18 protein-coding genes and 3 tRNA genes are annotated in these 20655 nt (G+C 52.3%); 11 read left to right on the top strand and 10 right to left on the bottom strand.

Features of this window, described 5'->3' with window-relative positions; translation table 11 throughout:
- Positions 1-30: 30 nt before the first annotated feature.
- Positions 31-1293, bottom strand: coding sequence for an NAD(P)/FAD-dependent oxidoreductase (locus E3E29_RS05410; RefSeq protein ID WP_167909989.1), 1263 nt, complete (start codon positions 1291-1293; stop codon positions 31-33).
- A 232-nt stretch (positions 1294-1525) separates the two neighbouring features.
- On the opposite strand from E3E29_RS05410, the gene E3E29_RS05415 reads away from it, so the two are divergent.
- The 4 genes from E3E29_RS05415 to E3E29_RS05430 all read left to right on the top strand — a co-directional run bounded on the left by E3E29_RS05415 (position 1526) and on the right by E3E29_RS05430 (position 4247).
- A complete protein-coding gene (locus E3E29_RS05415) occupies positions 1526-2470 on the top strand; it encodes a hypothetical protein (protein ID WP_167909990.1) in 945 nt (314 codons plus the stop codon).
- Positions 2471-2519: 49 nt separating this feature from the next.
- Complete coding sequence (locus E3E29_RS05420) at positions 2520-3047, top strand: hypothetical protein (protein WP_167909991.1); 528 nt, start codon at positions 2520-2522, stop codon at positions 3045-3047.
- A 523-nt stretch (positions 3048-3570) separates the two neighbouring features.
- The gene (locus tag E3E29_RS05425) at positions 3571-3888 is read left to right on the top strand and encodes a hypothetical protein (RefSeq protein WP_167909992.1); all 318 of its coding nucleotides are present in this window, start codon (positions 3571-3573) and stop codon (positions 3886-3888) included.
- Positions 3864-4247: a hypothetical protein gene (locus E3E29_RS05430; RefSeq protein ID WP_167909993.1), complete on the top strand. Its 384-nt coding sequence runs from the start codon at positions 3864-3866 to the stop codon at positions 4245-4247. The genes E3E29_RS05425 and E3E29_RS05430 overlap by 25 nt, the downstream gene beginning before the upstream one ends.
- Positions 4248-4346: 99 nt before the next feature.
- On the opposite strand, the gene gor is transcribed toward E3E29_RS05430, so the two are convergent.
- Complete coding sequence (gene gor / locus E3E29_RS05435) at positions 4347-6305, bottom strand: glyceraldehyde-3-phosphate:ferredoxin oxidoreductase (RefSeq protein ID WP_167909994.1); 1959 nt, start codon at positions 6303-6305, stop codon at positions 4347-4349.
- 153 nt (positions 6306-6458) lie between these two features.
- Positions 6459-7586, bottom strand: a complete 1128-nt coding sequence (gene fbp / locus E3E29_RS05440) for a fructose-1,6-bisphosphate aldolase/phosphatase (protein ID WP_167910272.1) — start codon at positions 7584-7586, stop codon at positions 6459-6461.
- 188 nt (positions 7587-7774) lie between these two features.
- On the opposite strand from fbp, the gene E3E29_RS05445 reads away from it, so the two are divergent.
- Together E3E29_RS05445 and E3E29_RS05450 are read left to right on the top strand one after the other, a co-directional pair.
- Positions 7775-7914, top strand: a tRNA-Trp gene (locus tag E3E29_RS05445).
- A gap of 76 nt (positions 7915-7990) precedes the next feature.
- A tRNA-Gln gene (locus E3E29_RS05450) sits at positions 7991-8066 on the top strand.
- 116 nt (positions 8067-8182) lie between these two features.
- Here E3E29_RS05450 and E3E29_RS05455 read toward each other — a convergent pair.
- Positions 8183-8893 carry a DUF835 domain-containing protein gene (locus E3E29_RS05455; protein ID WP_167909995.1) on the bottom strand — a complete coding sequence of 237 codons (711 nt, stop codon included), beginning with the start codon at positions 8891-8893 and terminating at the stop codon, positions 8183-8185.
- Between the two features lie 309 nt (positions 8894-9202).
- On the opposite strand from E3E29_RS05455, the gene E3E29_RS05460 reads away from it, so the two are divergent.
- Positions 9203-9454 carry a UPF0147 family protein gene (locus tag E3E29_RS05460; RefSeq protein WP_167909996.1) on the top strand — a complete coding sequence of 84 codons (252 nt, stop codon included), beginning with the start codon at positions 9203-9205 and terminating at the stop codon, positions 9452-9454.
- 18 nt (positions 9455-9472) lie between these two features.
- Here E3E29_RS05460 and E3E29_RS05465 read toward each other — a convergent pair whose 3' ends face one another.
- From E3E29_RS05465 to E3E29_RS05475, 3 genes are read right to left on the bottom strand one after another with little or no spacing between them, the layout of a single operon-like run.
- Positions 9473-10045, bottom strand: a complete 573-nt coding sequence (locus E3E29_RS05465) for an aldolase (protein WP_167909997.1) — start codon at positions 10043-10045, stop codon at positions 9473-9475.
- 47 nt (positions 10046-10092) lie between these two features.
- Positions 10093-10317: a type II toxin-antitoxin system HicB family antitoxin gene (locus E3E29_RS05470; protein ID WP_167909998.1), complete on the bottom strand. Its 225-nt coding sequence runs from the start codon at positions 10315-10317 to the stop codon at positions 10093-10095.
- A 34-nt stretch (positions 10318-10351) separates the two neighbouring features.
- Complete coding sequence (locus E3E29_RS05475; protein WP_167909999.1) at positions 10352-10942, bottom strand: hypothetical protein; 591 nt, start codon at positions 10940-10942, stop codon at positions 10352-10354.
- Between the two features lie 72 nt (positions 10943-11014).
- On the opposite strand from E3E29_RS05475, the gene E3E29_RS05480 reads away from it, so the two are divergent.
- The 3 genes from E3E29_RS05480 (at position 11015) to E3E29_RS05490 (ending at position 13511) form a co-directional block, all read left to right on the top strand.
- Positions 11015-11092, top strand: a tRNA-Tyr gene (locus E3E29_RS05480).
- Between the two features lie 25 nt (positions 11093-11117).
- The gene (locus E3E29_RS05485; RefSeq protein WP_167910000.1) at positions 11118-12179 is read left to right on the top strand and encodes a transglutaminase-like domain-containing protein; all 1062 of its coding nucleotides are present in this window, start codon (positions 11118-11120) and stop codon (positions 12177-12179) included.
- Positions 12180-12374: 195 nt separating this feature from the next.
- A complete protein-coding gene (locus tag E3E29_RS05490) occupies positions 12375-13511 on the top strand; it encodes a M20/M25/M40 family metallo-hydrolase (RefSeq protein ID WP_167910273.1) in 1137 nt (378 codons plus the stop codon).
- Between the two features lie 100 nt (positions 13512-13611).
- On the opposite strand, the gene E3E29_RS05495 is transcribed toward E3E29_RS05490, so the two are convergent.
- The gene (locus E3E29_RS05495) at positions 13612-14445 is read right to left on the bottom strand and encodes a radical SAM protein (protein WP_167910001.1); all 834 of its coding nucleotides are present in this window, start codon (positions 14443-14445) and stop codon (positions 13612-13614) included.
- A 70-nt stretch (positions 14446-14515) separates the two neighbouring features.
- Positions 14516-18643, bottom strand: a complete 4128-nt coding sequence (locus tag E3E29_RS05500; protein ID WP_167910274.1) for an MMPL family transporter — start codon at positions 18641-18643, stop codon at positions 14516-14518.
- Between the two features lie 112 nt (positions 18644-18755).
- Here E3E29_RS05500 and E3E29_RS05505 point away from each other — a divergent pair, with 112 nt between their 5' ends.
- On the top strand, positions 18756-19274 hold the full coding sequence (locus E3E29_RS05505) for a PadR family transcriptional regulator (protein ID WP_167910002.1): 519 nt from the start codon (positions 18756-18758) through the stop codon (positions 19272-19274).
- Here the strand turns inward: E3E29_RS05505 and eno are convergent.
- Positions 19255-20547 carry a phosphopyruvate hydratase gene (gene eno, locus E3E29_RS05510; RefSeq protein ID WP_167910003.1) on the bottom strand — a complete coding sequence of 431 codons (1293 nt, stop codon included), beginning with the start codon at positions 20545-20547 and terminating at the stop codon, positions 19255-19257. The genes E3E29_RS05505 and eno overlap by 20 nt on opposite strands.
- Positions 20548-20655: the final 108 nt, after the last annotated feature.

Genomic DNA, 20655 nt, shown 5'->3' on the forward strand with positions numbered 1-20655 from the left:
TCGTGGAAGTTGATAAAAGTAAAGTTTAGCTCAGAGGTACCACTCCGAGAACCTTCCCAGGCCGAGCCTCTCAAGCGTTCTCATGACTCCCAGCGCTATCCCCTCAACTTCTATGCCGCCTGGAAGCTTGTAGGCGTCCCCGACGATGTAGATGTCCTCAGTTGGAAACTCCTCGACAGCCTGCCCGCTGGCGACCCTGTTCACGGGATTTCCGTCGAGATATGTCTGGATGAGCAGAATCTCCCCTTCCTCATCGAGGTTCGGGAAAATTCTGTAGATGTCCTCGATGCCCTTATTCTGTTCTGCCTTGATGCCCCTGCTCTGGAGCGCGTGGTGGAGCATTATGAGGGTGTAGCCTTCGGGAGCGAGCTCCGCGCTTATAGCGGTCGGCTCATTGTAGCCGTTTATCCTCTCCGTATCGAGCGTGAAGACGACGGTGTTTCCAATCCTCGGTTCTCCTTTAAGGGCGACATTGTACTTTATGCCCTCGCTCGGCTTCAGGGAATCCACCTTTTTGAGGTAGTCTCTGTCGAAGTTATCCCTTCCAAGGAGCTCCACAGTCTCTTTGATGCCGATGTTTGAAACCAGCACATCGTAGGAGAACTCCTCGTTGTCGGCCGTCACGACCTTCTTGGCCTCGGTATTGACTTCAACGGCCTTCTTCCGCGTCAGAATCTTTCCGCCGTTCTCCCCAACGATTCTCGCAAGCTCGTCAGTTAGGGCCTTACAGCCCCCCTTGACGAGACCGGGACCGCCCCACTTCAAAGCCGCCTTTATCTCCCTCGCCAGCTCTCCAGCTGGAACGTCGAGGACGCTGTCTGCCCAGCCCAGGAAGCTCTTGATGAAGAGGTCGGTGAACTCGTTGTCGCCTATCCTCTCCCTTATCCACTCCCTTCCGCTCATCTCGGCCTCTTCTCCATTCGGGAGCTTGTTCCTCTTTATGTCCAGAAGGAGTTTGGTTGCCTTGGCCCTCTCCTTCCAGCCCAAGTACTTCCAGCCGTCGCGGTAGTGGAAGGTTTTGCCCTCGTAGAATATCATGCCCTTTGGATTGGAGTTCACTATTGTGACGTTCGCACCGAGGAGCTTAAGGAGATGTGCCAGTGGGCCGTCTTCGCCGTGCGGGAGCATGTGAAAGGCCCCCGTTGAGAGGCCGAAGCCCTTGTAGTTCAGGTTCGTAAAGCGACCGCCGGTGTAGGGTGCCTTCTCAAGAACCGTGACATCGTAGCCGTTCTTGGTTAAGAACCCAGCCGTTAAAAGCCCGCCGATTCCAGAGCCTATTACGACTGCCCTCATTCTACCACCTGAAAGGCCAAAGGTGAAGGAGAAATATAAGGGTTTGGCCGTTGCATAGATGCGCGACTCTTTTACTCAGGCTTCTTTTGATTTATCCTAAGAGGAAAACTTAACTTGAAATAAATTTATACTCGAAAAAAAAAGGAAGAATCCTTACGTTAAATAAAAGGAAAAATTTATAAGAACAAAGTGATTAGAGTGTGTTGCAAATACCCATAAGGAGGTGAACTTCGTGAAGTGGAAGCCCTTATTTGCAGTCCTGTTGGGACTGCTGATGGTTGGAGTGACGGCTGGAAGTGTTAGTGCTCAAGTATCCCCCACCAATCTCCAAATCTCCAACGTTGATAGTCATACCAAGATTATTTCACTCTCAACAACTAACCCGTATCAATTTCACCCACTACCCCCAAAACCGAAAGTGTTCTTGGACAAGGATCAGGTTGATTTGGAATTCTCAAAGTATGACTCGTATATTCAGTATGGGGGCAGGATATACCTTGCATTCCACTGGGGTCTGGACATTATTTATGTCCTCAACGCAGGAAGTCCTGATAGAGTTTCCCTACTGATTCCGTGGGAGGTAAAAACACCCTCTGGATGGGTTCCACTCTTTGAGGAGGATGACCCTGATGTCTACGTCAAAGTTTACATTGGGGATAACAGCACAATCAAGATAACAATAGAAGATCACGACGGGATTCACCCCATAGAGAAAAAGATTGGAAACGTCGAGTTCAGGTTAAAGCGTGTTCAAGTTTCTGCTCCCGAAAACGACGTTACCTCCGCAGAGGTTTACATTGGAATGACACCCCGTCCTGAATTCATAAATACAACCCTACCAATAGTCATGGGGTACACTCACACATGGGACTGGAGCCGTTTTGTGACAGTAATTACTGCCGTTGTAGCGGAGGGTTTTGTATCAGTGGCTTTTGGACCCGAAGCAGGCATGTTAGCAAAAATAGCGTTTAGTGCCTTGACTTCTTTTACGGCAGATGAACTTGCTGGTCATTTACCTAAGGAGTCATGGACCATTGGAAAGATATTCAACGTCAAACTCGACTATGATGAATACTTAGTGCACGGAGGCCCATCCCCTTCTCCCTGTTTCAACGGAAGATGCGCAATGTACCTTAACCCATCAAACAGTATCAACCCGAACAATGGAAGGGGTTAGTATGAAAAACTTTTTTGCTTTTATTCTATCAAACTATGGGGTGTGGGAAGTGAATAGGGAAACACCACCGGAGAAGCTAACATTTGTTGACACATTCGTAAGAGGATTTCTAAGTTTCGGCCTGCTGGGTTCGTTCTTCGGAATCATCATCTACGCGGTCTCCAAGTCTCTTTGGGCTACTGCAAAGTTCAACCTCGCCCTCTGGATTATAACATCTCCCCTCGCATACTTCAGGATTTACAACCCTGCACTGAAGTGGCTGATAGATAGTGGAGAGTCCTTCTCGCAAGCAAAAAGGAAGGCCGAGCGGGCTGCTAAGAGGTTTGCCCTTGAGTGGGCGATCCTGCTTCCGCTGGCGACTGCTGCCGGGGCAGTCCTGTACTCTGGGGTTTACCCAAACGTTCCGCTTGCAGTTGCGCTCGTCGTCCTGAACTCGGCCTTTTGGGGTTACGTACACGCGAGGATCTTCACACAGGCCTACCTCCCATTCGCCAACCTCAAGAATGTGTTCTGGGTTTCAAAAGTGCTCTGGCGGAGAATCTATAGATCGACGGATGGCCATTCTGACGGAGTTTGAGGATGTATGTTAATTGGATCACGTTGTGAATTTTAAGGAGTGTGTTCGAGTTTTTCATTATTAAAAATTCAAGTGCATTTAGCAATAATGGATACTGATGCATGATCCTCTGTCAGATTTACAGTGTTCAGTAGATGGCAGAAGTGAAAACTTATCAATTTTTTATTTTTTTAAGTTGGATATCATTCCAAAAATTTGGGTAATGAACAGAAAATTGATTGCATACATCACTATGCTCATTTTGGCAACATTAGCGTTTTGGGTGATCATTCCAATCCCACTTTGAGGTGATGAAAGATGAAACCCGCCAAATCTATCAAACTCTCTCGTTCCTCTTCTTTGCACAGGCTTCTATGCTCACTATACACGCTAAGACTCTGAATTTAACCCCTTTTCCTTAAGCTTTCTTTTGACTAATTCTAAGTGCAAAATGTGACTTTAACAGATTTATACTCATAAAAAATGGAAGGCTAGAATTATTGGTAAAAGAAAAAACTTTTAAAGAGGAAATGTCAATATGAACGTGATTTGCATGAGGAGAGAGCAGTTGATAGTCTATGCCGCCATAACAGTGCTGGCAATCTTTGCCGCCGTCTTAGCTCTGGATGCCAGTTACTTTACCACCCATCACCTGCTGTCCGTCATGGGGGTTATCATATTCCTCCTTCTGGGCACGGAGCTTTTTCTTGTAAGAATGCACGTATCGCGGACGGACGTCTTGATGGGTGCCGCCATGATATTCATAGCATTGGGTTTTGCCCTCTACGTAGACTACACGTTTTATCCACGCCATTCCGCGATGAGAACAATGGAGGTGTGGTTAGCCGTGAGTATAACATAGATAGTTGCGGCGGAGATGATGCAGTTGGGCAGGAGGTTATCGAAGATAAGAGGAGTGACACAAAAGAGGTGATTGCTATGAGGTTGGTACCAGTTATCCAGTGGGTTGGGTTTGCCCTTACAGCGCTATTCATGGGGATCTCCCTCTATGACCAGGCCTATTTTATTGACCACCATCTGTTAGCGGTCTTTGCAGTTGTGATGACAATCCTTGAAGAGGCTGGAACCTATCTGGCAAAAGTCGAAGGCAGGATAACTCCAAGGAATGCCATGCTTACCAGCGTTCTACTTTTCCTAGTGATGATAGCGGCCCTCTATGTTGACCACGTTGAAGCTCACGTTTTTCATCTTATTTATTGAAGTGTCTTTTTTCTTGTTTTTGTGATCGTTGAGGACCTTTGACTTTCTGTGAAGTTGACAACAGTTATGAGAAAAATAGAAGCAGGGCATAAAAGAGGCTCAGAGCCTCCACTCAACCCCAAGAATCTCGCTGTACGTATCGAGCACCTTTTCAAGGTACTCCCTGGCCGTTCCGACCTTGTCGATCCTGAACTTCCCTGCCCACTTCTCATTGCCGAACTCTTCGCTTCCCTTGGCAACGAGGTCGATAACGCGCATGCTGTCCCAGAACACCGGACCGTGACCGGTTTTCTTCGCGTAGTCTATCATGCGCTTGAGTTGCCGCTTTGAGTGCTCTTCCATGTCTACGTTCTCCCCGTAGGCCTCCATGAAGAGGGCCTTAAGGACCGGCTTCATCCAGCCGCGGTGGAAGCGGCACCAGCCGACGTTGTCGTACCAGAACTCCCAGAGGGCGCTCGCGATAATCTTCTGGGCCAGCTCCTCCGGCTCGAGGAAGACGCCGAACTGGTAGAACGTCCAGTAGCGGCCCTGAATCGGGAGCGGGATGTAGTTTCCAATGGCCCAGTACATTGTCGGCGTCATCTCACCGTCCTCGCCGAGAGGCGTGTAGACGGCGTAGTCCTTGAAGCTCTCGCCATATTTGAGTCTGTCCTTGAACTTCTCGTCGAGGATGACGCTCGCCTTTCTCTTCCCGAGACCGATGATCTTGGCTATCTCGTTCTCGGCGAAAGCCACTCTGTGGGCAAGTTCAGCAACGAGCTTAGCGTTCTTCTTGCTGGCCTCGGCGGGCCTCTCAAGGAGCGCCTCCTTAGTGAAGTCAGGGACATCGCTGAGACCGACTTCCTCCGGCTTGAGTATTCCGCGGTGGACGAGCTCGAGAACCCACGCCGCGGTTCCTCCGAACTCTATGGCGTCGAAGCCCATAGCATCAACGGTCGGGACACTTATGTCGCTGGCGCGGAGGGTTATGACGCCGCTGAGCGGGCCGTTGGCTTCCCTCGGCTCGTACTCGATGTGGTGGCCGTTGGCATACTTCTTGCACACGACCGGACAGGGCTCACCGCAGTTCGTCCAGTTCTTGGTCTCTATCGCTTCTTTGTTGAAGGGCTCCCAGTAGTGCTTCATTATGGCCTCGTGGATCTTAATCCTCTCTTCCTTCTCAATGTAGGGCATCCCCCAGTTGAGGATTGGGACGAAGTCGCCCTCGGCAGGGTAGTTCCCGCCGAAGGTTCCGCCGGTTTTGAGCTTCGGGTTATACTTGTACTTGACGGTCTTCTCGCTTATGATGTCGTTGTATGGCTTCTTGTGAACGCCCTCAACGATGCCCTTGGCGGTTCTGAAGGAGGAGATGTCCTCCCCTGGGAATTTCCTTTTCCTCGGTTTTCCGCCGAAGATTACGCCGACGACGTTGTGCGCCCTCATGAGAACGCTTCCGGAGCCGCCACGAGCTGCCCAGTCCTCGCTTCCTTCAACGCGTTTGCCCTTCCTGAGGGTCTGGGAGAATATTCCGCCGTAGTTGGTGTTCAGCGCGGAAGGACCGACGACGGCAATGCGGTACTCGAAGTCGAACTTCTCGCCGAAGGTGTCTATGAGGTACTGGGTAAGGGCGTAGACTCCTTCTTCCCCTTTGTAACCGTGCCATATCTCGATAAGCCTGTCCAGCTCAATCTCGTGGAGCTCGACGTTGACGTTCGAGCCGTCGTTATAGAGAATGACCACAACCGGTTTCTCCGCCTTCCCTTCAAATGTGACGAAGTCAACGCCGACGTTCTTGAAGGCGTAGGCGGCACCGCCCATCGCCGACGGGAAGAGCGTTCCGTAGAGCGGCGAGCGGAAGAAGAACATTAACCTGTGCGCTCCCGGAAGGATAGAGCCCGCGAACGGTCCCCTTCCCATTACCACCACGTTGCCTGGGTCGTAGGGGTCCTTGGCGTGGGTGCCGAGCTTCTCGTGGAGCTCGATGCCGTAGTCTATGATGCCGTAAACGTCCTTCTTCTCGAACTCCTCGCTCTTGACCTTTCCCTCATTGAGGTTCAGATGAAGCACCGTGAACTTCATGCTCTCACCACCTTTGTATCACTCCGAGTGTTAGTTTTTTGATGAAGTGTATTTAAGCCTTCCGATGGCCTTCGATTGAATAAGCCTTGGATTATAAAAACGTTGGTGATTAGGGCAGTACACCGCTTAAATGAACAGAAAAGGGGAGGGAAATCACTCGATTTTCTCGAACCTCTCCTCAAGCCTCTTGAGGACACCTGGCAGGGTGGTGTACTCCATGTCCTCCATCGGGAGCCTGTGCGGCTCGAAGGGTCCGTGCCTGCGCATGTAATCCGCTATTTCTATTGCCTTCTGCCTCGCACCGTCGAACGCCGGGTCGTCAAAGAGGTCAACTGGGCCGACGAGCTTTCCTTTTGGACTTATCTGCCAGCCGAGGGCGACAACCCTCGGGGGACCGTCGAACCTGGTCGGGTTGGCCTGGTGCATCGGGGCGGGCATTATTGGGCCGTTGTGGGAACCGCGCATCCAGCCGCTGACGAGGTGCGGGAATGAGAATGGCTCAAGGACTTCGCCGAGCGCTGGAAGGCCGCTCTGGGCCCTGACGATGGCAACGGGGTCGTCCTTTCCGACGTACTCTCCCGCTATCTGGTAGAGTTTCTCCGTGCTGATAACGGCCACGGGCTCATCCTTGTCTATCTTGTGGCCTTCCTTTGGGAAGACCCTCTTGATCACGTAGCGGCTCTTGGCGCCGATGAGGGCTAGGAGATCGTAGAGCTCCTCTGGTGTGTTGAGGATAACGCGCTTGTGCTCCTTTATGTCCCAGACCTCGAAGCGGAAGCCCATGTGCATGTTCGGGTCAATGACAAGGCCCGCGGTGTTGAATGGGTCCGCGAACATCCTGAATATCGGAAGGTTGAAGGCTCCGGGTTCCGTCTTGTCCATGTGGAAGGTAACGACAGGCTCGCTCTTCCTTAGGGTTATCTCCATCTCCGCCACTCCTGGCCCCATTCCGCGGACGTTACCGCTGAAGGCGTCTTTGAGGAGGTCTTGGCCGGCCCCGTAGAGACCGAGCTCTTTGGCAACCTTGGTGGCCTCCTCGAAGGCCTTCCATGCTAAACCATGAACCTCTTCACTGTCAACGCCCTTCCTATGGGTCATGATGAACTGTAAATCATCGCCGCAGGTGGCGACGTAGAAGTCTATAATGGTTCCATCCTCAACGGCCTTTGAGAGGATTTCCTCTGCCGTCTCTACGAGCTGCGGGTGGACCCTTGAATGGCCGGGCCATCCGCCGATGTCGGCTTTAATAACGCTCAACGTGATTTTTTCTCCAGTTGCCATTGGCAATCACCGTTACCCTTAACCACTTTTATGTTTATAAAACGTTAATATCACCGTCGATGATACACAGGGGTAAGTCAAAAAACTCTGGATAGTAATCACGTTGAGTGATACATATTGCACGCCTTTCCCGTTGGGGTTCGCGGGCACAAAACTTATAAACCCGCCGTTGGTATGGTTAGCTGGATGGGGGCATGGTGTAGCCTGGTCCATCATCGCGGGCTCCAGAGGTATGAGGACTTGCGGGTTTGCTGATTGGGGATGAGCCTTTGGAGCTCTGACCCGGAGAAACCCGCGGACCGGGGTTCAAATCCCCGTGCCCCCACCATTCTGCAAACTTCCTTCTTGAGCTGTTCCTGGCATCCTCAAATTTTATAAGGTGCCAAAACACTCTTCTCACGGGCAGCCCGGTGGTGTAGCGGACAATCATCCCGGACTTTGGATCCGGGGACCGGGGTTCGAATCCCCGCCGGGCTACCATGTTTTCGTTTGTTGATGTTGTTTCCGCTTAATGGCCTCTAAATTTCAAAAATTCTAATAAAATTCTAATTATGACTTTAGTGAAATGTCCAGAAAATAGCTTTTCAAAGGGCCATTTACTCTTTTGTCTTCCTCTCTCGTTGCTCTAGGAGCGATATGGGGGAAAGCGCTGATGTTAAGAGACCCAGCGTCTTCTCATCGAGGGCGTTCTTGTCCACAGGGACCAGAAGGATTTCCCTGTTTAGAAGGGCCAGGTCTTTCAGGTTTGTCAGGAACTTGAAAACAGCTTGGTTGCCGTTCTCTATCATAAGGTACTCCACGCAGTCTAGGAGGATTACCTTGTCGATGTCGGCGCTCTGAAGGAACGCCTTGAGCTTTTCAAGGAAGTACGGGAGTCTCGTGGGCTCCACGGCATCTTCGTTGGGGACCTTTGAAACCCATATGACAGGAGTCACGGTGAGGCCCAGCTTTTCACGGAACATCGCAGGTGAGTCTCTGGTTACCGCCAGGCTGGGGATGCCTTCCTTCTTTGTGGGCTCCTGGAATTTGGCGTAGACTTCCTTCCTGCCTCCCCAATATGCCCCGTACCTGCGCATTCCTCGCGGTTCGGCGGCAACCTTTATTATCATGTACCTGTCCCTGACGAAGGGTATGTAGAAGGCCACAGAGGACGCGAGGAGGAAGAGCGCCCCGAGCGTTAGAATGACGGACCTCACGTCGAGAAGGATTGTATTGCCGTACTCCAGTGACGTCCTCAGGAGTACGCCCATGAATTCGGCCACGGCCACCAGGATGAACGCCACTATCATTGAGTAGAAGGCGGTCACGAAGTACGGAAAGCCGAGTTCTTTGTTATCCTTCTGTTTGCGGAGGTGAGAACCCCAATTATGGCTAGGATATCGGAAGAACGATTAAGTCCCTGATGAAGTAACCGATTGAGAGTATCCGGAACATCAACACCCCTTCGTTTTAGTCTTTTAAATCATTTTGTTTTTGTAATTCCCTGCTCCTGGTATTCCCTTGAAGTTTGAAAGAGGCCACTTCGACGATTGACCGAAAAGCTTTTTAGCCGTGCACCATTATGATACTCCGGGAAGGTTTTAGTAACCCTTCTTTAGGAAAAGGAGGTGGGGGCCATGAGCGAGCTCATAGAGCAGATTGTGCAGGTTCTTAAGGATCAGGTGGTTCAGGACACAGTCGTGCCCAGGAACATAAGGCGGGCGGCCGAGCAGGCAATAGAGGTGCTCCTCGACAGCAGTAAGGAGCCGACCGTAAGGGCCGCCGATGCGATAGCCATCCTTGAGGAGATAAGTGAGGACCCCAACATGCCCATGCACACGAGGACCATCATATGGGAGGTCCTTGGGGCCCTTGAGCAGGTTAAGTGAGCGTTTTGCTTTTTCCGCTCATTCCCTGCGTTTCTCGGCTTTTGCCATGTACCACAGTTTCGCACTCTCTTCCACCAGTTCCGCTTTGTAGAAGGCTTCCCTCAGGCTTCTTCCGACGGTGACGATGCCGTGTCTTTCCATTAAGGCCGCGTCGCTCTCACGGATTGCCTCCGCAACCACTTCCGCCAGCTCCTCCGTTCCGGCCTCCCTGAACGGGGCTATTGGTATTCTGCCGAGGTAGAGGGCCGCCTCTGGTGTTATTATCGGGAGTTCCCCCTTCAGAACGGTGGCGGCTGTTATCGAGTACGGCGGGTGGAGATGTGCTATCGCCCTAACGTCCGGCCTTTCGCGGTATATCGCGAGGTGAAGGCGGTACTCGCTCGAAGGTCTCACTCCAGAAATCTGCCTCCCGTTCATGTCAATGACTGCCACCTGTCCGGTGCCCATATCGTCCATGACCGCTCCAGTAGCCTTTATGAAGACCAAATCCCCCTCCCTGATGCTCAGGTTTCCGCCGAATGCTGCGGTAAGACCTCTCTCGTGGGCCTTCCTTGAGTACTTCACAAGCTGAGATTTGATTAATCGGCTCATAAAATCACCTCACACCTTTTTAAGAAGTTTGATCCGGCTTTTCGCCGCTAACTACTGGCAGTCTGCTCAACCCGGGACACCTCGAACTGTGAGAGCGTCATAACCACTCTCTCTTCTCCCCTTTCGATTTCCTCCTCAAAATGAAGCTCAACGGCCTCGCGGAGGTTCTTCATAAGTTCATCCAAGGTCTTTCCCTGTGTGAAAATGTCCTCGTCTATTCCCCTCGCGCACCAGTATTCGCCGTCGAAGTATACATCAAACTTCACTATCATCCCCTCACCAGCGTAATAATCTTTGCATGAATACTTAATTCTTTACTTTAACCCCGTACCCACAGTCCGCGCAGTGGGTTTTCTCTCCTTCCCAGACGAGTTTCCCTCCGCAGATCGGGCAAACGCCCAACTTCCCGCTCTCCTTCCACCGACCGTAAGTTTCCAGGTCTATGACCAGGAAGACGCCCTCCTCTTCCTCTTCAAATTCTCCCAGCACCGGTGTGCTCTTGAGCTCAAGGCTCCCGGCGTCAATTATAACCGGTTCGAGCCCGATGTTCCCCTCGTATTCGATGTCGTTGGCGGGCAGTATTTCCACAACGAATGCCCCCAGGTCTCTATCCATATACGCCACCACTTCGAGGGCTTCACTTATCCCTCCTTCCGATGGGAGGAGTTCTATCGTTATTCTATCCCTCCCTGGGAGAATCACTCCAACCACTTCGCCGGCCCTGAATGCTGAAACTCCGCGGCCCAGGTAGAGTTCCTCCCCACCTATCTCTTTCACGATTCTTCTGAGCTCTGCACCGTTTGGAAGCTCCCCGTTTCCCTTTATCGACTCTTCCAGCTTTTTGGCCAGCGGCAGGGCAACGTTAACGGGTTCGTAGCTTACGGCTCTTTTCGTCATGAACTATCCCCATGCGAGTTTGAGAGAAAAATTTATAAACCTGCCCCGGTGAGTATGGAACGGGCACCGGGTCCCGCGGTAGCCTAGCCTGGGAGTGGCGGCGGACTGTAGATCCGCAGGTCCCCGGTTCAAATCCGGGCCGCGGGACCACCATAATTCTTCTTGGTGGTTTCTAATGGCTTCCCGTTTAATAAAGCTGACATCCCTCATCCTGGCCGCCTTTCTGGTCTCGGTTACCCTCGATGTTGCCTTTAACAACGGCGAATTCTCCCATAAATGCCTTCCCCACCCCTTTCTGGAGCGTTTTGAGGGTGTTGGAGAGAAAGTGGGGGAGAAGCTGTGGAAGCTGGTTGGAGTGGATCCAATAAGGGACGAGCTGGAGAAGCACCTAAACAGCAAGGAGGAGCTCTCCGCCGTTGCCCCTCTCGCGGCTCAGCTTAAGGGGGAGAACATACTTGAATCTGCCTGGAACGTCGTCTCCTGGGAGGATGAGCACATGACCTACGATGGAACTCGGATTGATCCTCTGATGAAATCAATTCCCCAAATCCTGAAGGACGGTAAGGGCATCTGCGGGGACTACACCCTCCTTACCCTCGCCCTTCTCCTTGAAATGAACTACTCTCCCCTCTATGTCCTAGCCATAACTTTCAACGACTCCGATACCGGCCATCTCACGGCGGTCGTCGAGCATGATGGAAAGTTCTACGTGGTCGACCAGCACCCTCCCCTCATGGACTTAGCTTCCTACTACCGCCACTGGGCGATTTACAGGGTAGAATACTCCAATGAGAGTCCCCAGCATATCCAGAAGGCGGTTCTCTACAAAGTTTTCCGGGAGGGCAACTCCGTGAAGGTGGAAGAGATCAGAAGCCTCTCCGTTGAGGACTTCCTTTCTGAGGACTACAACATGACCCAGGTCGACATTCAAAGGTTCTCCAGCGATTTACTCCATGCTTTCTCCAGTGAATACGTTATTCCCGTTGATGGAAGGCTTGAAGGCGCCGGGGAGCGCGATGGCCTCCCTTACAGTGCGGTGGGGATATTCGTCCTCAAACTCCCAGGTTACGCGGATTACTACCTTCCAGAAACCGAACGGGAGTTGGTGGACGAAGTCCTTCGCAGCGTTCAGGATAACGGGAAGCTGGAGGAGGCCCTTCAGCACTCCACTGGCATCTGGCTCTCCGTTTCCATCGATGGAAACGACATAAAGATCACCCTATACTTAGGGAGATGAGCTGGATATCCTCCAGCTTTTCGGTTTTTTTATCATTTGCCCCGTGTTTCAATGTAGAGTTTACAAAATCTGATTATCCATGTTGGAGAGTTTATGCATTCTCCCCAATTAGGTTCGATATTTTCCAAAGATTTCGCCCTCTTTCTTAGAAAACTATTTAAACTTTAAGTTCTAAATATCTCATTGGTGAGAGACGTGGAGGTAGAACTTTTAAAAAAGCTGGTTTCAATTCCATCACATTTTGGGAGCGAGTCGCAGGTATCGGAGTTCATAGGTTCGTACCTTGAGGAGCATGGTCTCCCCGTTCATTACCAGGAAGTTGAGGGGTTTGGCAGCAACATAATTTCCCGCCTTCCAGGAAAGAAGTTGACCATCGTTTTGAACGGTCACATGGACACCGTTGGTCTCTCCAGCGGCTGGAGCAGGAACCCCTGGGGAGAACTGGACGGCGACAGGTTCTACGGCCTTGGGAGCGCCGACATGAAGGGCGGATTAGCTGCTTTAATGGCAGCTTTCGTTGAGCTCTCTCAGCTTCCGAGGAAGAAGAGGCCGAACGTGATTTTCACCGCTGTCGTCGATGAGGAGGGTTACTCTAGGGGTGCGTGGAAACTTATCGAGAGCGGAGAGCTGAGAGGGGCCGATGCAGTCTTCGTGGCGGAACCCACAAACGAGACCATGATGCTTGGCGCCAGGGGTCGCTTTGTTGTCAAACTTAAGCTCAGGGGAAAGAAGGCCCACGCGGCCCGTCCTGAGAACGGCATCAACGCCATTGAGGGGCTTTCCAAGGTACTATCCTACCTTCCGCGCATCAGGAAGAGGAAGCACAGGCGCCTGGGAACCGGCTCGTACTGTACCCTCTATTTCCACGGGGAAGCGGACGGCCTCAGCGTCCCGGATGAGGCGGAGGCAATCCTTGACAGACATGTGGTAATCGGGGAGGACTGGGAAAGGGTTGCCTCCGAGCTCAGAAACGCCGCTTCTAAGCTGGGTGTTAGGGGGGAGCTTGAGATAGGGAAGTTCGAGAGGCCGACGCCGGAGATGCCCCCGTACCTGGTTCGGGAGAACAACAGTTTTGTCTCCGCGTTTAAGCGGGTTTATGAGTCCCTATGGGGACAGGAACCTGAGATAACCTACGGCCAGAGCGTCGGTGACTTCAACTACTTCGGGGCCTACCTTGGTGTTCCAACGATAGTCTTTGGACCAAAGGGGGCCAACTGGCACTCCGCGGACGAATGGGTTAGCATTTCGTCGGTCAGGAAAGTAAAGCAGACCTATGTCGAATTTTTCAAGGCTCTTGGAACCAGTAAAGTAAATTCCAGGCTCAGGCGGTAACTTTGGAAAAAGCTAGAATTACCTGTGGTTCCTCTTCTGGGTTGCCATGTCTCAGCTTATTTGATGAAGAGTCTATTACGAGGGTACTCTAAAAGTGTCTTCACATCACGCAGCACTCGTAGATTATCTCAACGTCCCTCACCGTTTTTGCCCACTTCATGACCTTCCTCGGGGGGTTCGTCAGTCTATCAACGCCGGCTAAAACAGCTCCTCTATCAAAATCCAACCTCCACTTTCCGAGAGGCCTCATACATCCAATGCTCAGCTCTCCACCAAACTTCTCACGTGCATACCGCACGACTTCTAGGCTCTCCTCCACGCTCGGCTTTGGGACGTTCTCCATCTCGGTCCCCTTCGTTGGAATGAGAACGTCGAGAACGAGAACGTCTATTGGGTATTCCACGAGAGTGTCTATGGCTTTGTACTCCCACCATATCTTTCCAAAGTCGAGGCCGATGGTTATGTGCGGTGCAATCCTGACGTCGGCTTTGGTGAGCAGGTTGATAATTCTTAAGTAGTCCTCAACGGTCTTGTCTATCTTGTAAACGCGTCTTATCACGTCATCATCGCCAACGAAGTCGAGGGAAACTGCATCGACATACTTTATCCACTCAAGATCGCTTTCGTCGATGAAGCCGGCGTGGGCGTTGAGCTTCAGGTTCGTTCTCTTTTTAATTTCTCTTATCTCATCGGCGTAGAAATCAAGAGGAACCTTAAGCCGTCCGTCCATGCCGCCGCTTAAGAGACAGCCGTTGTAGCCCTCTTCAGCGAGCTTGAGACAGTAGTTCAGTAGTTCTCCTCTTTGAGGCTTCCTCATACCCTGGAGGTAGTGCCTCCCACAGTGGGCACAGTTCAGGGCGCAGGCGTTCCCGGTGAGCGAGATCGATGGAAATTTAATTCCGGGGATGTAAATCTTGAGCTTTTTCCTTTCCATTCTCCTCCTCCACAGAAGAGCAGTACTCCTGAAATATAACCCTTTTGGGACAAAAATGGGAAAAGGGAAATCACTTCTTTTCGGCATCCTTCTGGTTCCTGAACAGAGGCCACCAGGCCTTCTCGCCGAAGAGGCTCATGAACGCTGGTCCAATGAAGTAGACCGCCATCGTCGCAGTCAGGAGGATTCCAGCAGCGAGTGCAAAGCCTATCTCCCTCGTTCCCCACGTTGAGCTGAGCATCAGAGCTCCGTAGGTGCTGGCCAGGACTACCGCGAGGCCTATGACCAGGGTGTCCATCGTTCCCGCCGCAACTATCAGCGCCTCCTCGGGCTTCCTGCGCTCGAACTCGTCCCTCGCCTTCACGAGGTAGAAGCTGTTGTAATCAATGCCAACTCCCATGAGCACGACGAAGACCATCAGCGGCAGGAACCACATGACCTGCTGTTCGAAAATCCTTTTGAAGAGCCACGTTGAAATCCAGATGCTCGTCATAACTCCAAGGAATATAGTGGTCATTGTCGAAGCCACTGCAGGTAGCCCCTTGAGTGTCGGTATGAGGGACAGGAACATCAGGATTAGCGCTACTGGGATTATCCTGTGCCAGAAGATGTCGTTGATTCTGTTGTTTAGATCCATTGAGAGTGCTGCTCCTCCCCCGACGAGTCCGGCCTTCACGCGCGGGTTCTCCCTGGCGATTCCCCTTACATAAGCTCTGAGTTCTTTGACGATCTCCTTGGCCCCTTCGCTGGTTGGTTTGTACACTGTCTCGACCTGGATAAGCACTTTATCCCCTTTGCTTGAGATGAACCTATCTCCTCCGAGCGCTTTAATTGCCGAAAGCGTCAGGTTGCTGACTGGTTCACCATAGGGTCTGGTTGGTGAATAGACTGCCTTTACACCGTTGAGGGAGGCTATATGGGCAGTTACCTGGTCTATCAGTCTGAGGTCCTCTTCAGTAACGTTTCCATTAAACTCAAGGATCACGTAGTTGGGGGACATCACCGCTGCACCGAGCTTCTCCTCGCTCAGCTTCATGAACTTGAGTGTGTCACTTCCTTGTGGGAGGAAAAGACTCATATCCTGAGTTCCTCTGAAAGTTACAAATGCATACGTGGCGGGTGCGGCTATGAGGAGGGCTATAATCAGTACGGCCTTTGAATGCTTGATGACCCATTCCGCTATCCTGCTCCTTTCCTCCACGTCCATGGTTTTGATGTGCTTAGTGTTCCTTGGCCACCAGAACCAGCTTTTGTCACCTATCAGTGCGGTTATTGCGGGGATGAAGGTTAAACTAGCTATGAGAACCGTAATTACGGCGAGAGGAGCTATGATGCCCATCTGCTGGAATATCGGGAACTCCCAGGCGAGGATGAAGCTAGCGAAGGCTATGATGTCGGTTGAGGCACTCGCAAGGACTGCGTCCTTGGCCCTTCTTAGTGCTTCCGCAACAGCTTTTGTGTGCTCGTAACCTTCTGCGATGTATTCCCTGAAGCGGTGAACGTAGTAGGTCGAGTAGTCGATACCGAGACCGAGGGCAGTAGTTATGGTCAGCATCTGGGCCCAGCTTCCGATATTTAGGATTCCACCCCTGGCGAGCAGGTAGGCTATTCCAAGGGCGGTAAGAGCAGAGGTTGCAACACCTGTGAACGGCAGGAAAGTTGCCAAGACTGCCATTCCCATGAGCAGAAAGAGCACAATCAGTGCCATTATGACGCTCGCCTGCGTTGTGGTCTGGTTGTCCCTCCGGCCGTACTCCGCCATTTCGTGGTTTTCCACGGGGGTTCCACCGAGGGCACCCACAACGTTGGGGAAGTACTTCCCAAACTCCTCTAGGGCTATCTCCTTGACCTTGGTTGCGTTCTCCGCCCTGTACTTATAAAGATCGTCGCTTGGACCGGGCTTCCCGTAGGGCACGAAGGTTATCAGCATCGTGGTGTTGTCGTCGCTCTTGAGCATACTCAGATATGTGCCCGCCTTCTCCACCACAACTGGCCAAAGCTCCTCGGCGAGGGGCTTAACGTCTTCCCTGGTTATTGTGTTGGGATCATTCTTGAACTGGAAGGCTATATCCACGAGCTTTGACCCGTTGAAGGTTATCTGCATTCCATATGGGTTGCTCTTTGCGTAGCTCGATACCATTGAGAGGACTGTGTTTTTCACCAGCTTCCCCAGCTCGGTCTCGCTCATCGGATAGTTCTTCACTATTGTCTCCGTGAGGTTCATGAAGACATCCTTGAACTCCTCCGGAATGGCCGTGTTGTTCATCTGGGCCATCTTTTCTTTGGCTCCCTTGAGGAAGAGCTTCTCTGCTAGGGCCTTTGGATCAGCTCCCTCGTAGAGGGCCTTCACAACTTCAGAAACGTTGAAGTTCTCGCCTTCCTGTGCCTGCCCCTCGCTCATCGCGGCCATTACCTCAACGGTGGCCCCCTCGAGCATCTCACCGCTTATTATCCCCTGCGGGTCCTTTGAGACTATCTCAACGATCGCCTCAGCTATTTTCTCTGCGTTGGGTACGCCCCTAGAGGAGAGCTGTTTGATCATTCCCTCTGCCAGCAGGTTCTTCGCCAGTCCTTCAAGGACCTTCTCGTCCCCGTTGCTATCGTAAATCGTTTTAAGAACGCTCTCGTCCATCTGGAGACCCATCTGGCTTACCATACCTTTAATAACCGATAGTGTGGCGTTTTCGAGGAGCCCCTCGTTGGTGGAGAGAACCCCCTCCGCGTTCGGGTCGTATGAGAGAACCGTATCGACGATAACCGGGGCGAACTGACTCGCTGTCCCGTTTGCCATTCCGCTCATTCCCGCCAGCAGGAGGCTCTTTTCGAGCTCCTTTGTTGGGCCCGTTGTGAGAAGGGCCCTAAGGATATCCTCCGGGTTTTGCATGCCTGTCAGCGGGCTGCCAGGCATTCTCGACATCAGCTGAAGCCCAATCTGCACCGTGGCGTTTTCAACTGCCGCTGGTGCCGGGTTCGGGCCGAGGGAAAGCGCCGCTCCAACTATTGAGGAGAATGTCTTCGAGTCGAGAAGGCCGAACCCCTGAACCTCCACCGTCTGGTTGCTCTGTGCTATGGCTTGAGGAATGCTCTGGAGGGCCCCTGAGGCTATTTCCGAGACTGCTCCAGTGAGTTGGGTGACGTTCATGTTCTGGAGGGCGTAGGGGCTTCCAGCACCGGCGTCAAAGGTCTTGACTCCAGCGTAGAACGCCGCCCCATACGCCTTGATAAGGGGCTTCTGGCTCTTATCCTTGGTTCCGGCGAGGACCATCTCCTTCGTGACGTTCGCGAGGAGGGTATCGGTTATCGCGGCGCTTCCAGCTTGCGCGTAAACAGGGTAGAGGGCGTTAAACACTGCGTAGACGAACTCCGGCCTCGTCCTAGTCTGGTTGGCTATGAGCTGGGCCTCCTCTGGAGTCAAGTTGCCCCTATCGTATGCCCCCGTGGAGAGGAGGGTCTTGTGGACCTCAACAACTCCAACGTAGGTCATTCCATAGCTTGAGTTGAGGGCGTAGAGCCCCGCGTTCATTTCCGCCAGCGTTGAATTGAGCGCCCTTAGGCTCTCGCTTGTCGAGGTTAGGTTTCTATGGAGGGCAACGTAAGCCATGTCGGTCTGGTTCAGGCCATCCCTGAGGAGAACTGTCTGGTTCCATAGGCTGGTGAGGTTCTTCTTAAGCGCGAGGTATCCCCGGGCTGCGCTGACGAGGCTGTTCTTTGTCATCTCGGTGCTGTTCTTCAGGTAGTATGTCATGTTGAGAACCTGCCCAAAGCCCTCCTGAGTCTGGATTGCGGTGGAATAGAGGGTTCCGGTCATGTTGGCGGCCATCCTCGTTATGTTCAGCGTGAGGTTGTAGTCCATGTCCCAGAGTCTATCCACGGCATCGTAGTAGGAGCTCACGTTCTCGGCGTACCTCCCCTCAACGCGCTTCTTAAACTCTAGGTATGCCTTCCTCGCATTCTCGTCGTTCACGCTGATGTTTGTGAGGATGAGATAGGTCATGTTCTCGTTCTGAGCCCTTGTGAACTCTTTGTTCATTATATCCTGCACTTTGATGGACTCAATGTGGTGGGAGACCATCTGTTCCTCGCTGTAGTTGGTGACCTCGCTCAGCTTCCCGGCTAATGGTGCCATGAGCACGATAACAATCAGCCACGCTAAGAGCACCTTCTTGGGGTGCTTTGCTATCCAGTCGTTCCACGCCATTACCACCACCTCAAACCTTTTAAGGAGGTGAGCATAATACCCACAAAGGAAACATGTGTGAATCAAATATGTCTAGTTTAGACATGTCTTATAAATCTTTCGGGGTGATAGGATGTCGGACTCAGTCGTGAGGAACATGTTCACCGTCCCCATGAGAAACCTGATACTCCTCATAATCGGTCTCAAGGGCGAGAGCCACGGCTATGAAATCCTGAAGGAGATAGAGAAGGTAAGCAGGGGGACATGGAAGCCGAGCCACGGCAACCTGTATATTATGCTTAACAAAATGGTTGAAGAGGGCTTAATAGAGCCGAGGGAGGAGTACCACGGAAAACGGAAGCTGGTGAAGTACACTCTCACCGAAAAGGGCTGGAACTACATGAAGGAAGCGAACGAACTCGCGCTCCAGTCGCTCTACATCGCCGTCCAGTACCATGAAATGCTGAGGGAGAAGCTGAAGGAGATGGGTTACGGAAAGGAGATAACGGTGGAAGCAATAGATGGCTACGTCGAACTCCTCGACAGGATAATTTCAATCCTTGAGGAGAAGAAGAAAAGCCTGATGGAGCTGAAGGAAAAAGCCGGGAAAGAGAAAGAAAGGGGGGAACCCGTCACAGGAACGGGTTCCTGAACTTCCTGCCTGGGTAGACCGCTATCCCCTCAAGCTCCTCCTCTATTCTTATGAGCTGGTTGTACTTGGAGTTCCTGTCCATTCTCGCTGGGGCGCCGGTCTTTATCTGGCCTGTGTTGAGGGCAACCGCGAGGTCAGCTATGAACGGATCGTCGGTCTCTCCGGAGCGGTGTGATACAACTATTCCCCAGCCAGCCCTGTAAGCGGTGTAGGCGGCATCTATGGCCTCACTGAGCGTTCCGATCTGGTTAACCTTGAGGAGGAGCGCGTTCGCAGCCCTCATGTTGATACCCTTCCTTATTCTCTTTGGGTTGGTGACGAAGATGTCATCGCCGACGATCTGTATCTTGTCCCCGAGTTCCTTCGTTATGAGGGCGAAGTTCTCCCAGTCCTCCTCGTGGAACGGGTCCTCGAGTGAGACTATTGGGTACTTACTGATGAGATCCTTATAAAGCTCAAGAAGCTCTCCCCCATCGTATTCTTTGTCGTTGACGACGTATTTCCCGATGTCGGGGTGGAAGAACTCGCTTGAGGCTGGGTCCATGGCGAAGGCTATCTCATCGCCTGGCTTGTATCCAGCCTCCTCGATGGCCTCTATGAGGAGTTCGAACGGCTCGTGCGGCTCTTTCAGCGGGGGAGCGAATCCGCCTTCATCTCCAATGTTGACCGCATCCTTGCCGTACTTCTCGGCAATGACGCCCTTGAGGATGTGGTAAGTTTCGCTGACCCACCTTATTCCCTCTCTGAAGGAGTCCGCTCCAACCGGCATTATCATGAACTCCTGGAAGTCGAGCTCGTTGCCAGCATGCACTCCTCCGTTGATGACGTTGCTCATCGGAACCGGCATGACATAGGCGTTGGTTCCACCTATGTACTGGTAGAGGGGCATCCCGAGGGCCTCGGAAGCGGCCCTTGCCACGGCGAGTGAAACGCCGAGTATGGCGTTGGCACCGAGGTTGCTCTTGTTCTCGGTACCGTCGAGCTCGAGCATGATGGTGTCGATGTCCCTCTGCCAGGTGACATCCATCCCAACGATTTCCGGAGCTATAATCTTGTTCACGTTCTCGACGGCCCTTCTGACGCCCTTACCGTGGAACCTGCTGCCCCCGTCCCTGAGCTCAAGGGCCTCGTGGGTTCCGGTGCTTGCTCCGCTCGGAACCTTTGCGCGCCCCATGCTCACCGGCGTGTAAACCTCGACCTCAACTGTCGGGTTCCCCCTGCTGTCCAGGATTTCCCTTGCGTAAACCCCTGTTATCTCAAACGGGTTCTCCATGCTAATCACCTCGGGTGATATTTTTCATCTCCTCTTATAATCCTGATGGTCTAGCTTCAATCCCATTTGAAGCCTTGGAACGGGTTATATACTTCGAGTGTGTACTTT

This window comes from Thermococcus sp. Bubb.Bath, from assembly GCF_012027595.1.
Lineage (GTDB): Archaea > Methanobacteriota_B > Thermococci > Thermococcales > Thermococcaceae > Thermococcus.